Source organism: Pseudomonas baltica (assembly GCF_031880315.1).
Classification (GTDB): domain Bacteria; phylum Pseudomonadota; class Gammaproteobacteria; order Pseudomonadales; family Pseudomonadaceae; genus Aquipseudomonas.
The window spans coordinates 1,733,401-1,747,363 of sequence record NZ_CP134771.1; the positions used below are offsets into that span (position 1 = coordinate 1,733,401).

General features: G+C 61.5%; 12 protein-coding genes and 1 tRNA gene. 6 read left to right on the forward strand and 7 right to left on the reverse strand.

Annotation, left to right across the window (positions count from 1 at the left end):
* Positions 1-135: 135 nt before the first annotated feature.
* The 5 genes from REH34_RS07575 to REH34_RS07595 form a co-directional block, all read right to left on the reverse strand.
* Positions 136-972, reverse strand: coding sequence for an aldo/keto reductase (locus tag REH34_RS07575; RefSeq protein ID WP_311971275.1), 837 nt, complete (start codon positions 970-972; stop codon positions 136-138).
* 25 nt (positions 973-997) lie between these two features.
* Entirely contained in the window at positions 998-2,152 is a 1,155-nt protein-coding gene (locus tag REH34_RS07580; protein WP_311971276.1) for an L-dopachrome tautomerase-related protein, read from the reverse strand.
* 265 nt (positions 2,153-2,417) lie between these two features.
* Positions 2,418-3,254, reverse strand: coding sequence for an aldo/keto reductase (locus REH34_RS07585; protein WP_311971277.1), 837 nt, complete (start codon positions 3,252-3,254; stop codon positions 2,418-2,420).
* Between the two features lie 241 nt (positions 3,255-3,495).
* A complete protein-coding gene (locus REH34_RS07590; RefSeq protein WP_311971278.1) occupies positions 3,496-4,002 on the reverse strand; it encodes a hypothetical protein in 507 nt (168 codons plus the stop codon).
* A 96-nt stretch (positions 4,003-4,098) separates the two neighbouring features.
* Positions 4,099-5,577: a PLP-dependent aminotransferase family protein gene (locus tag REH34_RS07595; protein WP_311971279.1), complete on the reverse strand. Its 1,479-nt coding sequence runs from the start codon at positions 5,575-5,577 to the stop codon at positions 4,099-4,101.
* Between the two features lie 268 nt (positions 5,578-5,845).
* Here REH34_RS07595 and REH34_RS07600 point away from each other — a divergent pair, with 268 nt between their 5' ends.
* From REH34_RS07600 to REH34_RS07620, 5 genes are read left to right on the forward strand one after another with little or no spacing between them, the layout of a single operon-like run.
* Positions 5,846-7,021, forward strand: a complete 1,176-nt coding sequence (locus REH34_RS07600) for a radical SAM protein (RefSeq protein ID WP_311971280.1) — start codon at positions 5,846-5,848, stop codon at positions 7,019-7,021.
* Between the two features lie 32 nt (positions 7,022-7,053).
* Positions 7,054-8,016: a C-terminal binding protein gene (locus REH34_RS07605; RefSeq protein ID WP_226505158.1), complete on the forward strand. Its 963-nt coding sequence runs from the start codon at positions 7,054-7,056 to the stop codon at positions 8,014-8,016.
* 29 nt (positions 8,017-8,045) lie between these two features.
* On the forward strand, positions 8,046-9,152 hold the full coding sequence (locus REH34_RS07610; RefSeq protein ID WP_226505157.1) for an aminotransferase class I/II-fold pyridoxal phosphate-dependent enzyme: 1,107 nt from the start codon (positions 8,046-8,048) through the stop codon (positions 9,150-9,152).
* Positions 9,149-10,387, forward strand: coding sequence for a hypothetical protein (locus tag REH34_RS07615; RefSeq protein WP_311971281.1), 1,239 nt, complete (start codon positions 9,149-9,151; stop codon positions 10,385-10,387). The genes REH34_RS07610 and REH34_RS07615 overlap by 4 nt, the downstream gene beginning before the upstream one ends.
* A gap of 18 nt (positions 10,388-10,405) precedes the next feature.
* Complete coding sequence (locus tag REH34_RS07620; protein WP_311971282.1) at positions 10,406-11,539, forward strand: MFS transporter; 1,134 nt, start codon at positions 10,406-10,408, stop codon at positions 11,537-11,539.
* Here REH34_RS07620 and REH34_RS07625 read toward each other — a convergent pair.
* Positions 11,524-12,969, reverse strand: a complete 1,446-nt coding sequence (locus tag REH34_RS07625) for a surface-adhesin E family protein (RefSeq protein WP_311971283.1) — start codon at positions 12,967-12,969, stop codon at positions 11,524-11,526. The genes REH34_RS07620 and REH34_RS07625 overlap by 16 nt on opposite strands.
* A 167-nt stretch (positions 12,970-13,136) precedes the next feature.
* Here REH34_RS07625 and REH34_RS07630 point away from each other — a divergent pair, with 167 nt between their 5' ends.
* Complete coding sequence (locus tag REH34_RS07630) at positions 13,137-13,751, forward strand: hypothetical protein (RefSeq protein ID WP_311971284.1); 615 nt, start codon at positions 13,137-13,139, stop codon at positions 13,749-13,751.
* A gap of 84 nt (positions 13,752-13,835) precedes the next feature.
* On the opposite strand, the gene REH34_RS07635 is transcribed toward REH34_RS07630, so the two are convergent.
* Positions 13,836-13,912 (reverse strand) — tRNA-Val (locus tag REH34_RS07635).
* Positions 13,913-13,963: the final 51 nt, after the last annotated feature.

The window sequence follows — 13,963 nt, forward strand, 5'->3', positions numbered from 1 at the left end:
CGCGATGAGGCCGATGGCCTCTTCGCGAGCAAGCTTTGCTCCTACTGCGCCGTGCACCTGTGCAAGCAAAGCGTGCCCGCGGAGGGGTCAGCCGCAACGCTAAAGATATCAGCGCAGCCACAGATCCAGGCCGAATCAGAACTCCTCGTACTGCGCCGGATCCTGATCCGCCGTACGCCCATCAGGCTTGGCCAGGGTCGCGATCGCGGCCATGTCCGCTGCCGTCAATTCAAAATCGAACAGCGCCAGATTCTCCTGCTGACGTTTCACCGAGCTGGCCTTGGGCAGTGCGACGGCGCCGAGCTGGTGGTGCCAGCGCAAAATCACCTGCACCACGCTACGCCCTACCCGGTCGGCAATCTGCTGTAACACTGGGTCCTTGGCCATGTCATTGCCGCGCCCGATCGGGCTCCAGGCCTGAGTGACGATGCCGTGCGCCTTGTCCCAGGCCAACTGCGCGTGCTGGGGAAAGTACGGATGCAGTTCGATCTGATTGATGCACGGCGTCACGCCGCTGGCGGCAATGATTTTCTCGAGATGCTCCGGCAAGAAGTTGCACACGCCGATGGACTTCACCCAGCCGCGTTTCTGCGCTTCGACCAAGGCACTCCAGGCTTCCACATACAGGCCTTGCTTGGGGTTGGGCCAGTGCATGAGGTAGATGTCGATGTAGCCCAGTTGCGTGCGGAACAGCGACTCTTGGATGCACGTCAGCGCCTGGTCGTAGGCATGATGGCGGCCGGGCAGCTTGGAGGTGATGCGCAAGTCTTCTCGGGGGATACGGCTGCGGCGCACCGCCTCGCCGACCGCACCTTCGTTCTCGTAATTGACGGCGCTGTCGAGCAATCGGTAGCCGGAGTCGATGGCATTGACGATGGCACTCACGCCGTCTTCGCCGTTGAGCTTGTAGGTCCCGAAACCGACAGCAGGGATATCAGTTCCGTCGTTGAGGGTGATGGCAGGAATGGTCATGGCGAGGCTTCCTTTTCTAGGGGGTTCAGGGTTGCGCGTTGAAGTTCGGCGTCCCGTCGGTGGAGGTACGGATCAACAGGTAAGGTGGCTTGCGGGTGTCGACGTTTTTGCCCAGGCGGTCCCACTGGCCAAGGGTGACGTATACCGAGTTGCCGGCGACGAACAGCCCATCTGGCCAGACCAGCCGCGGATCACGCAGCACCACGTCGAGGTGGCCGTCGGGCCAGCGACGCAGGATCTGGTGGTGCTCGGCGTCGGTGAGGTACAGGCGGCCCTGGCGGTCCATGTCCATGCCGTCGGTCATGACTTTTTCGCCTTCGTCACGAATCTCTTTGGCCAGTTGCTTGTCATCCAGGCTGAAGTTCGCCAGAGCCACAGTTGGCAGGCTCCACAGGTGACGGCTGGTCAGCGGCGAGTAGTACAGGCGCGAGCTATCCGGGGCCAAGGCGACGCTGTCGACACCGCCATGGGGAAACAGCGATTTGCCACCCTCATAGCGCATCGGCACGCCGTCGAGCTGGGTGACGAAGTCTTTTTGCGGCACCACTGAAGGATCGTTGCTCAGCACGCGGCGCTGTTTGCCGGTGGCGATGTCGACCACGACGATGGCCGGCGAGTCGCCGAACGACGAGTCAGCCACAAACGCGGTGCCCTGGGCACCGTGGGTGAGGTCGACGCGCAGATCGTTCATGTGGCTGTCTTGCAGCAGCGCATCCTTGAGCACGACGGAGTGCACGATTTTGTTGGTGTTCAGGTCGATGCCGACGACTTTCGCGGCGCCTGGGGCGATACCGTCGTGGCCGGCGTGTTTGCCATCGTCGATCAACCAGAGCATACCGCTGGTGTCGAGGGTCATGCCGTGAACCGAGATCAGGCGTTGCGCGTCGGTAAGGGCCGAAGGTTCGCTAACCTGCGCCGAAGGATAGGGTTGCAGTTTGCCGTTGACCAGTTCACCGAGGGTCATGCCGGGGTGGTCGATAGCGTGCCGCGGGAAGCCGACGAAGGTGCGGCCTTGCGGGGTGACGACAATGCCGGAAGGGCCAGGGCCGGCGAAGGCGGCCACTTCAGTCAGCGAGCCCACGGGGACCTGGCTGCGGTCGGCGGTTTCGGCGTGGGCAGCGAGCGGCGCAATAGCCATCATGAGGCTCAGGCACAGGGGTTTCAAAGACAGGTTGTTCACGTACGGACCTACTTCGTTGAGGGTGGATAAAAGACTGAAACCGGTTTCAGATCCAGTGCAAAAAAAAGCCCGAAGGCCATGCACACGAAGGTCAACTATAGATTTCCTGCGCCTCAAGCTTTGTGACGATATTTTTAGCTGCGGTTTAACTATTGAAGGCTGTGGGCCCGGGGAGTTCCGTTGGGTGAGTATTTACGCTGTGGCCAGGCCAGCGGAGCGCGAGCAGCGAGGGACCTGAATCCCCCGCAAGCACACCCCTTATCGATCAGAGCTCTTCGTAACTCGCCGGATCCTGCCCCAGGATCCGCCCATCCGGCTTCGCCAATCCGGCGATGGCCTTCATCTCTTCTCCCGACAATTCGAAATCGAACAGCGCGAGGTTTTCCTCTTGGCGTTTGGCCGAGCTTGCCTTGGGCAGCGCGACGGCGCCAAGTTGGTACTGCCAGCGCAGGATCACCTGCACCACGCTCTTGCCGGTGCGCTGCGCAATACCTTGCAGTAGCGGATGGTGTTGCAGGTCGTTACCGCGGCCGATCGGGCTCCACGCCTCGGTGACGATGCCGTGCGCTTTGTCCCACGCCAACTGCTCGGCCTGCGGGAAGTACGGGTGCAATTCGATCTGGTTGACGACCGGCGTGATGCCACTGGCGCCAATCAGTGTTTCCAGGTGTGCTGGCAGGAAGTTGCACACACCGATGGATTTCACCCAGCCACGCTGACGGGCCTCGACCAGAGCGCTCCAGGCTTCGAGGTACAGCCCCTGTTGCGGGTTGGGCCAGTGCAGCAGGTACAGGTCTATGTAATCGAGCCGGGTGCGATAGAGGGATTCTTCGACGGTGGCCAATGCGTCCTCATATTTGTAGTAGCGGCCGGGGAGCTTCGAGGTGACGCGCAGTTCCGCCCGATGGATCGTGGTCTGGCGCACCGCTTCGCCCACGGCTCCTTCGTTCTCGTAGGCAAAGGCGCTGTCGAGCAAGCGATAGCCCGAATCGATGGCCCGCAATATGGCCTCTACGCCCGGCGAGCCGTTGAGCTTGCAGGTACCGAAGCCGACGGCGGGGATAGTGGTGCCGTCGTTGAGGGAGATGGCAGGGATCGTCATACAGGAGGCTTCCTTTCTTGGTTTTAGAGGCGAAGACGGCTGTCGCAAGGCAATGAACGCCATGCGCCGTCAGCCCTGCTGTTGAAGGCATTCTAGGAATGGGAGTTCCGTGGACGCCAGCAAACCGGTAGGGGATTTTGAGGGGAATACGTCAGGGGGCTCTGCCCCGAAGGTTGTAGGTGGGGCTAGAACATTGCGCGGATCGCCGCCATTGCAGAGGGCTAGGTGTAGAAGCGATTGCTCAGATCTGGCAAACGCGGATCGAACCGCCAGCCACCGCGAATTGGCGCTGCATCATCGCACCATGAGTGAGTGTGTCGGTGTCGACGGCGTTGTCGATGCCGTCAGCGGACACCACGACCATGAACCGGTGCTGGTAGCCCTGCAGGGATTTCAGGCGCTCGATATCGTCGCACAGGCTGGCATCATTGACCGCTGACGGGCGGTCCAGCGGCGCGGTGGCCGTCAAGCGCGCGCGCTGGGGCTTGCGCAGGTACTTGATCTCGACGGCCATTTGCTGGTCATGGGTGAACAGGCGACCGGGCAAGTCCGGGGCGTTGCGGTCACCGCTCCAGATTTCCATGTCGTGCTGGTACCAGGCATACAGGCTCAATTGCGCCTGAATCCACTGCTCGCCCGAACCATTGAGCCGCAGCGCCTGAGGCAGCCGATCACCCAGCGAACGCAAGCCATGCTCGAACAGATCGAACCATTCGGATGCGGTCATCGGGGCGAGGGACTTGGCCATGTTGAGTCCTTGAAAAGTGAATAACAGGGAATGAACTGCAGTGTTCTGCTTGCTTGTACAGGCTATCGGCCCGGGCAGCATTCCCTGTAGGGCAACTTAAATATTTGTGCTCGACGACGGCGTCTTGGGCCAATGAAACAAGGGGCGTGCGAGGTCCGCGTGAAAATGTGCGACATTGATTCGCAACCACGGTCCGGCCTGCGCCTGGGCGCTGAACAACGTGGCCGGAGCAAGCAGGATACCCTGGTGAAAAGCAGCCTCGATAAAGGCCGCAAGGCACGGCAGTTGTGGGTGCCTGATCCACAGGAACATGCCATCCACTGGCGTATGAAACAGCTCCCAACCCCAGCTCTGAAGGTGCTTCTGCGCTGTGACCTGAGCGGTTTGCAGTTGCCGCCGCACGCGGCGCAGATGACGCTCGTAACTGCCGTCGGCGAGCATGGCGCTGACGAACCGCTCGCAAAACCCCGGCACCGCGACGCTGGTCAGCAATTTGAGATCCGCCAGGGGTTGGATCACCGCCGGTGGCGCAACGATGTATCCCACCCGCAGATTGGCCGAGAGGGTCTTGGAAAAGCTGCCGATGTAGATGACCCTGTGCAGCCCATCGAGGGCGACCAGACGGCTTTGGCCAGCCGGGCAGAAATCGCCGTACACGTCGTCTTCCACTAGCAGCAGATCGTGCTCGTTGGCCAGTTGCAGCAGGCGAAATGCGCCGTGATCACTGAGCGAGGTGCCGGTGGGATTGTGCAGCCTGGAATTGAGGAAGAATGCCTTGACCCGGCCCTCCCCCAGACGTGCCGCCACCGCTGGAATATCAGGACCATCGTGACCGCGAGGGATGCCCAGGATGATAGCGCCGCGCAGCCTGAGCAGTTGCACCAGATTATTGTTGCAGGGGTCGTCGACCAGCACTCGGTCACCCGGCTCGATGTGCTGGCGAATGATCAGATCCAGCGCTTGTGTCGCTCCCAGAGTGGTGAGCAAATGATCAGGTGCCAACGCTACCCCGAGCCGGCGCTGCAGATGCGCAACGAGTTTTTGCCGCAATGGCAGATAACCGGCCGGATCGCCATAGTCGACCAGTGAACTGTGGGCAAAATTGGCCGTTCGCCGTACTACCCGCGCCAGTGCCTGGGTATCGCGCCAGCCTGCGGGGAGCCAGCCGCACCCCAGCTTGAGGCATTGGTCGTTGCCATGGAACAACTGCCAGAATGCCTTGATGCCATGGGGGTCGAGCGGCCCTTCGGTTGCCGGCTTCGCGCATGCGGGCAAGGACACGCCCGCCGTGGCGACGAAATAGCCGAGCCCCGGCTCGACCCTGATGGTGCCTTGCGCTTCTAGCCGCTCATAAGCACTGACGACAGTATGAAAACTGATGCGCAGGCTTGCGGCCATTTGCCGGATGGAAGGGATCTTTTGCCCGCAGACAAGGCGCCCGTCGGCGATCTCCTGGCTGAGCCGCGCCGCCAGTTGCTCGGCAGCCAACGAAGGGCGCCGGGCGACGGTCATGACCGGGCAAAGAGGGGCAGTACGCGCGGGGGGTTTTGAATGGGGCTTTCCATTGAAGTGCACGAGCGAAACTCCTTTCGCATTGACCGACCGGACCACGTTAGGGGGGCACAGTACCCAGGGCAACTGCGCTATTGAGACCAAGTGTTTCGAAATCGACATGCCCCCGCCCCGCCGGGGCTGTTAGAAAAACCTATCTAACAGCCGCCAGTTTTTGCGCCCCTCTGTTAGGGAAAGCCCCCCACCTTTGACGATATTCTCCCTGCCACTTTCACGGCCTTGCCATTGATCGGCACTGTTACTGGCCCCACAGAACAAGGACGCCCTGCTCATGACCCCAGTGGAGATTCTCGCCACCTGCGCGCCTGCCGATTACCAGGATTGGCAGTGGCAACAGCGCAACACGCTGCAATCCGCCGACGATCTGCTCAAGGCGTTCCCTGGGCTGCGCGGCACTGCACAGCTGAGCAATATCGTCCAACATCTCGGCACCCGCAAAGTGGGAATTACCCCCTACTTCGCCAGCCTGATCGAGACCGATGCCTTGGGTTGCCCGTTGCCCGACGATCCGCTCTGGCGCCAAGTAGCGCCGCTGTGGCCAGCCCACACTCACAACCAGCACGTCCCCGGCAATGCCTTCGCCTACGACGGCACGGCAGAAAACTGGGAGCTGCCCGGCGAGATGGTTACCCCCATCTGCCAGCATAAATACGACAACCGGGTGCTGGTGCGTACCGCCAATATCTGCCATGCCTATTGCCAGTTCTGCTACGAGGCCCTGCGCACGCTGGAGCGCAACAGCCAAAAACAGGCATTCAGGAAGAGCGAGTGGCAACTGACACTGGACTATCTGGTCGCCCACCCCGAGGTCGATGAAGTGATCCTCAGCGGCGGCGAGCCGTTGATGTTGTCCGATCGCCGCCTCGACGAATTGCTGGCGTCGCTACGCGCGCACCGCCCCGAGATCATCATCCGTTTGCATACGCGCGCTCTGACCTTCAACCCCTACCGCATCACCGACGAGCTGCTGGCGGTGCTTGAAAAATGGAACGTCAACGCGCTCGGCCTGCACATCAGCCATTCCCGGGAAATCAGCGAAGCCTTCATCGATGCGACCATGCGCTTGCGCAAGGCCGTACCCGTGCTGTTCGCCAACATGCCGCTGCTGGCCGGTATCAACGACAACTACCCGCAGCTCAAAACCCTGTGCATGCGTCTCTATGGCTTGGGCATCGTGCCCCACTACCTGTACCAGTTCATGCCCTTTTCGCCGGGCGCCGAACACTTCTGCACGCCGCTGCGCAGCGGCATCGCACTGGTTGCACAGATGAAGCGGCGACTGTCGAACCTGGCGGTCCCCGAGTTCGTGCTGCCCCATCGCGAGGGCAAATACAGCGTACCGCTGGACCTCGACAAGCCTGCGGCACGCTTGCATCAGGATGAATCGGGCAATGAGTTCATGCACTTCACCAATTGGCAGGATGCCCGTTGCGTGTTCCCGCAGTGAACCATCCTTTCGGATTTGACCGGACAGCCCCCATGAAAATCATCATCCTGGATTCAGTTCTCAACGCTTACGTCACCGAGCCGGACCTCGAGTATCAGTACCTCAAGGAATACGCTGAGGTTGAGCTATATCACGTCGAAACCGTCAACCAGTTGCCGGCCAGCGCGCTGGAGTGCGATGCGATCATTTCCTGGCATCTCGTGCCACTGGGGCGTGCTGCGCTGAGCCGCTTCACGCGCTGCAAGGCCATCGTGCGGGCGGCGGTAGGGTTCGACAACATCGACCTCGATTACGCCCGCAGCCGTCAGATTCAGGTCGCCAACGTGCCGGACTATGGCACCGACGAAGTCGCCGATCACACGCTGGCACTGTCACTGGCGCTGCTGCGCAAGCTCAAGGCCGCCGACCGCGTGGTGCGTAGCGGCAGTTGGGACTGGCGTGATGTCGGCTCGATCCCGCGCTTGGGCGACCTGCGCGTCGGTATCGTCGGCCTTGGCCGGATCGGTGCCGCAGTTGCACAGCGCTTCCGGGCATTCGGCTGCGATATCGCCTTTCACGACCCGCACATTGGCAGTGGCTGGGAGAAAACCCTGCGGCTCAAACGCTGCGAAACCCTGCATGACCTGCTCGACTTCGCTGATCTGGTCACCTTGCATGCACCGCTGAACGCCGATACCCGCCACCTCATCAACCAGCACAGCTTGCAGCACTTGCATGGCAAGTTCCTGATCAACACCGCTCGGGGCGCATTGATCGACCCCGATGCCCTGGAAAGCGCCATGCAACGACGACAACTGCGCGGTCTGGGACTGGACGTGCATGCCGACGAAACCCGCCTCCCGGCGGCTGTGCTGCGAGGTGAAGAGGTGTTGTGGTCACCCCACGTCGCCTTCTATTCGGATCGCGCCTTAGGCGAGTTGCGCACCAAGGCGGCGCGATGCGTGCTGCAACTGCTGCTCAGCGGCTGGCACCGCAACCTGGTCAACCCGCACTGAATCCTGGACCACTGCACAGAGAGCCCGCCATGCCCCTCGCCGCTCGGCAATTCATCGATAAAACCCTGGAGAACCCATTCCCGGGTATCCCGGCACTGGAACGCGAACTGGGACGTCCCATCATCAGCCGCCTCAGCGGCAATGAAGCCCTGCCGATCCATCCCGACCAATGGCTGCGGACCTATCGCGAAGAGTTCCTCGACCAATGCCGCCAATACCCAGACCCCGCAGCCCATAGCCTGCGCCTGGCACTGGGTCGGCACAGAGGCATCGGTATCGACGAGGTGCTGGTGGATGCGGGTGCCGACAGCCTGATCCATCTTGCCCTGCGCACCTTCACCCGAGCCGGTGATCAGGTGCTCTGCTCGACAGGGACCTATCCCACCTTCGAATACTTCGCCCGCGCACAGGGATTGGAGGTCAGGCTGATGCCCTACGCAGGTAAAGGTATGCAGTTGCGCAACGACCTGCCGGGGCTTTTAGCCGCTGCATGGGACATTCGCCCGAACGTGCTCTACCTCGCCAATCCGGACAATCCTACCGGGCACTACCACAACGAGCAGACCATCCAGGCCTTCGCCCAGGCGCTGCCCGAGGAGACTTTGCTGCTCCTGGACGAAGCCTACCTGGAGTTCGCCGTCGACGATCTGCACCCCGTCCGCCTCTGGCCCAATACCTTGCGCCTGCGCAGTTTTTCCAAAGCCTACGGCTTGGCCGGGCTGCGCATCGGCTATGCGATGGCACCGGTGACATTGCTTGATTATCTCGTGCAAGCGCGTATCCATTATTCGGTCTGCGGCCTTTCCCAGTGGCTGGCCGAACAAGCCCTTGACGACAGCGCCTACAGCCTTCAGTTACGAGCGCAAACTCTCCAACTGCGAGTGCGCTTCCAGCAGCTCGCCGACGAAGCCGGGCTGACCTGCCTGCCCTGCGCCACCAACTTCGTCACCCTGTGCATGCCCAGCCCCGAGGCCGCCAACCACTTGCAGTGGGCCTTGCTCGAGTTGGGTGTCAGCGTCAGCAAGCCGGCCACGATCAATGGCCAGAGCCTGATCCGCATCACCCTGCAACCCGACATATTCGTCCCACAGATCGCGCGGTTGATCTTTGCGCGCCCCGGGAGATCACTACCATGAAGAAACTCCTGATTACCGGCGTTGGCTGCGTTGCCCTCAAGTACCTAGTGCAAGCCTTGGAGCCTTTCGGCTACCAGCCCGTGCTGCTGGCGCGCCGAGGCGCATTCTCGGAGCAGATACAACACTACCTGGATGAGCTGGAAATCCACGAAGTCGACACCGCGTCCATCCCACAGGTCATCAACTACATCCGTGTCCATCCGGTCGCTTTCGACGGGGTAGTCGCGGTGACCAGCCTGTTCGACGAGCAATTCACTCTGGTAGAAGCCTTGGCCAAGGAATTCGACTGGGCGTACTCCGGCCCCGTGCTGGCCTGGCTGAGTCACAAGCACAGCGTGTTGTCGCTGATTCCCGAATTCAGCCCGCCCAGCCTCAGCTTCAAGAGCCATGAATTGCGTTCGATGAATCTGCGTCGAGTCGATAACTGGGGCCCCCGGCTGGTGCTCAAGCCGGCGTGCTCATCTGGGGGGCTGGGGCTACACCATCTGGCCACCAGCGGCACCTTGAAGGCGGAATTGGCAGCTCACCTGCACCATAGCGGCTATCACGCCGACACCGACTGGATACTGCAACAGGAAGTGAGCGGACGTCTGTTGAGTTTCGAAGGCTTCGTCGAAGCGGGATGGGTGCGCCGCCTGGGGATCTCCAGTCGCTCGCGTATCGGTTTTACCGAGGTCGCGAACAAGTACCCGGCAGACGACCACCTCAGCCAGGCCATCATCGCCCGCGGCTGGGACTGCGTAGAAACGCTGGTCAGCCGATCCTGCTATCAGTTCGGCTATTTCCATTGCGAATTCATCCAGACCGCCACCAGCATCTATCTAGTGGATGCCAATGTCGGTCGTATCGGCGGCGCCACCGTGCTCGAACAAGTGGCCCTGGCCCACAGCATCAATCCTCGGCAGTTGCTGGCCCACGTGCTGTTATTGCCGGTGTTGCGCGGCAAATGCCCACTGTCGCTATGCGCCAGCGCACGGCTGGCCCCGCAGAGGACGCTGGGTATCTGGTATGGCCTACCCGAGGCCGGCACCCTGGAGTGCGTGCAGCTACCCAAGATCCGCAGCCAGCACACACAATTCGCGGTCGAAGGCAGCCAGCTGGCCACAGTGGGAACGTCGGATTACGGGTGGGTGGGCCTGCTTTGCGGCGCGGAGGAAGAGGTGCTCGCCGACATCCACTGCATCACTGTGCGGACCGAAAAAGGCACCACCGATCCTGCATTCACGCTGGACTGAAGGGCAACAGGAAGCACTATGACCCTTTACATCATCCGATTTTTCACTTGGGGCGCATGGAGCATCCTCTTCACCTTTTTTGCCGTATGGCTGGCGACGTCGGCCCCCTTCAGCGCCGCCGACATTGCGATAATTGCCGGCACCGTCGCAATGACCAACCGTGCTGGCGCGCTGTTGTTCACCCGCTGGATCGGCAGATGGGATTTTCGCGCTGTGATGGTCTGCATGCAGGTGCTGTTGATGGCCGCTATCATCTGGCTGCAATGGCTGCACCTGCATCAGGTATATTCGCTAGCGGCCTGGCTGCTGGGCGTCGCGTTGTTCGGCATCGCCAACTCGGTATCGACCCTGACGCAACTGACCTTCATCGCCAGCGGTCATGCCGAAGACGACACGGTCACGGCGTTTTCCAAGGAAAACGTCGCGCTCAACCTGAGTGCCGGGATCACTCCCTACCTGTCGGCCCTGGTGCTTGCCCACTTACCGGACTGGTATTTGGCGTTCGCCTTGCTGTACTGCCTGCCCACTGTCGCACTTTGTATGCGGATCACTTGCGCGCAGCAGCAGCCACTCACCTGCAATGAACCGCAGGCACGAAGCCCGAATGGCCAAAGCCGTGTGCAATTTCTGGCCATCAACTTTTTGTCGTTCTTTGCCTTCGCGCAGTTTTACAACGTGTTTCCGTTCTATGCCGAAGACAGCCTGGGGGCGGAAAAGATCGGGCTGTTCTTCGCTGCCAGCAGCGTATTGATCGTCATCCTGCAGATCCCCCTGACCCGCCTGTGTGCCCGGCTTTACCGCCGCGACTTGATTACCGCGGCCAACCTGGCGTTGGCCATCGGGGTGTATGCATTGCTGTTCGCCACGCAAAAAATGACCGCGATGGTCGCTGCCATCCTGTTGCTGACCCTCGCCGAGATGATCTTCGGGCCGCTGTACCAGTCGATGTCGATCCAGCTGTTCCCTGGTCGCCCGGCCTTCGCCATGGCGGTACTGACCTTCACCTGGGCGCTGGCCGAGACCGCCGCCACCACCTTGGGGGTGTACATGGTCGCGCAGGGCCATGCCGCCGCCCTGTTCACCCTGGCTGCGGTGGCTGCTGCGCTGGTGGTAGCAATCGTGTGGGGCCGAGGAGGTTACTCGACCGCTTGAATCCGCCATGCCCAGTCGCTGATCTGATCCACTGTGCGCAACGGGAAAAACAAGCCGTAGGCGCTCAGGTAAGCGTAATGGCCGACGCCCGTGGCGCGCTCGTTCTCGCCCTTGCAGGTGACCTGTTTGGCGGTGCCTGGCAGTACCGGATTCAGGGTATTGGCCGGTTGTTCGCTATCGATCGAACAGTAGAGGGTGATCAGGTCGCCCAGCTTCGGCTCACCGTTCACCAAGGGCTTGTAGGCCCGGCTGTAGCTAACGGTCTTACCGACCGGCAGGTTCTGCCAGTCACCGTCGAAGTGCAGGTAAGTCAGGGCAATCACATTGGCTTTCGGGCCTTCGGCGGAGGGATCGGAAATGGCCGCAGACAACGGAATCAAGCCCCTGAAGCTCACCTCGATATTGCCCGCGGCCGTGAGACCACGCTTTTGGATCACCATCTGGCCAGTGGCCGGATCGGTGCTGAAAAACCACTGAGCCTTGTCGTTGTCGGCAATCTTGCGCTTGAGCACAGTGGCGTCATACACCAGACCCAAGCGGCTGAGGGTTTTTGGCGGCGGCGGCAACATCAGCCCTTGCACTGCTTCAGTCACAGGCGCGGCGACGGGTGGGACAGGCATTTTGGCCGGAGCTTTGATCCGCCCTTCGTAGCGCGGCAGCGACGCCAGGCTGGCGGGTGCCGCGCACACTTTCTGCAACAGCAAGCGCTCATCGACAGTGGCATCGGCAAGCGGGTGCACCTGGGTTTCGAGCAACACCTGGCCGGCACCGACACCGTTGTCGGCATCGACATAAAACGCGCTCAAGCGCCGAAAACGCTGCTGCGAGCAATCTGCCGCAAAGCGCTCGCGGCGTTGAACGTAGTAGCCGCTGCGCTGGCTATCGAGTTGTTCGCGAGGGTAATCGTACGCGCCCCAGAAGAGCACCTCGCGGCCTTCACGGTGCAGGCTCGCGCCATCGAGCAACAGCCATGACTGGCCAGACTCGCCTTTAAGCCTGCGCCAATCGGCCGGAGGATTGTCGGCACAGGCCTGACGCAATTGTGCACTGCCCTGCAACTGGTCAAGTTGCTCGGCAGGCAGTTGCGACTCATCCCCGATCTTGCGCGGCATGGCCGCAAAAAACGCCATGCCGCCCCCGGTGGGATACATCATCTGGCCGCGGGGCTGAGTGCAAGAGGCATTGAAACGAGCAATGAGCGTTTCGGGCTGATCGCCGCTGGCGGGGCGACTGACCAGGTACGAGACCTGATCACCTTCGCGCACCACCGAACTGGTCACCGCCGGCAAGGCCACGGCCTCCTGGAATATCGCTAGGCCGGGCGACTGTGGTTGCTCGGGCACAGGCGGGGTATGGCTGCAACCGGCCAGCAATGCAAGCGTCAAGGTGACCAAGGCAAGGCGGTGAAACGAGGCGGGACGGCCTTCCATGCGAAAGCTTCCAGTATGGGCAGGGGATTGGATTCTATCAGTCGCGTTACGGACCTCGGCAACCCGACGCACACCGCGATTTTCGATGAGCTCTAGACCTACGCGATATGGGATGATTCACCCTTGGCCATCAATGCACCACGTTTACCTGTCAAAGGACCTTGCCCATGCTGTCGTACCGCCCGCTTCTCGCTGCCATGAGCCTGTCTGTGCTCGCGGCGCTTTCGCCCGTCACCGGCTACGCCGCCAGCAAGCACAAGCAGGAGCCCGCCAAGGAAGCGCCGGCGAGCGCCGCGCTCAAGGTCTCGACCTTGGGCGGCAAGTTCGCCTTCACCTTACCCGCCGGCTACGCTGCCAACCCGCTGCCGTCTGGTGATGCGGCCCACGGCACCGAAGGCGCCAGCGGCACCATGTACCTGAACGAGGCGCTCAAACGGGTGATCATCGTCACCGAATCGCCGATCCCCAATGGCACCCAGGTCAGCGACAACGACGACACCTTCCTCGACGGCGCCGCCGCCGGCCTGGCGAGCCAGCAACGCGCAGGGCTGCCGGACTATCAGAAAGTCAGCGAGAAGAGCATGAAGATCAACACCCTCGGCGTACGCCAGATCGACAGCACCGGCACCATGGGCGGCGGCAAGACCATCACCACCACCCTGGTCGCGGGCTCGGGCGCGCGCATGACTGCCGTGGAAGTGGTTTCCCGCGCTGCCGATCAGAGCAGCCACGACGCGTTCGTGCAGCAGATCGTCAGCGCCAAGGCGCCAGCGGCCAAGTAGCCACGCGACATAGTAACGTCCACAAAAAAGGGCGACCCTCTCGGGTCGCCCTTTTTTTCACCGCCCAGCAGAGCGGATTTTGTTTGGTAGGCGCGATTGGACTCGAACCAACGACCCCCACCATGTCAAGGTGGTGCTCTAACCAACTGAGCTACGTGCCTGCTGTGGCGCGGGATTTTACGGGTTTATACGAAGCTGTCAACGGCTAGTTT

Bases quoted from the DNA above. Each gene is read 5' to 3' on its own strand.
- REH34_RS07630 (WP_311971284.1), top strand. From the start codon at position 13,137: ATGCTGTCGTACCGCCCGCTTCTCGCTGCCATGAGCCTGTCTGTGCTC.
- REH34_RS07605 (WP_226505158.1), top strand. From the start codon at position 7,054: ATGAAAATCATCATCCTGGATTCAGTTCTCAACGCTTACGTCACCGAG.
- REH34_RS07620 (WP_311971282.1), top strand. From the start codon at position 10,406: ATGACCCTTTACATCATCCGATTTTTCACTTGGGGCGCATGGAGCATC.
- REH34_RS07600 (WP_311971280.1), top strand. From the start codon at position 5,846: ATGACCCCAGTGGAGATTCTCGCCACCTGCGCGCCTGCCGATTACCAG.
- REH34_RS07610 (WP_226505157.1), top strand. From the start codon at position 8,046: ATGCCCCTCGCCGCTCGGCAATTCATCGATAAAACCCTGGAGAACCCA.
- REH34_RS07590 (WP_311971278.1), bottom strand. From the start codon at position 4,002: ATGGCCAAGTCCCTCGCCCCGATGACCGCATCCGAATGGTTCGATCTG.
- REH34_RS07615 (WP_311971281.1), top strand. From the start codon at position 9,149: ATGAAGAAACTCCTGATTACCGGCGTTGGCTGCGTTGCCCTCAAGTAC.
- REH34_RS07625 (WP_311971283.1), bottom strand. From the start codon at position 12,969: ATGGAAGGCCGTCCCGCCTCGTTTCACCGCCTTGCCTTGGTCACCTTG.
- REH34_RS07585 (WP_311971277.1), bottom strand. From the start codon at position 3,254: ATGACGATCCCTGCCATCTCCCTCAACGACGGCACCACTATCCCCGCC.
- REH34_RS07575 (WP_311971275.1), bottom strand. From the start codon at position 972: ATGACCATTCCTGCCATCACCCTCAACGACGGAACTGATATCCCTGCT.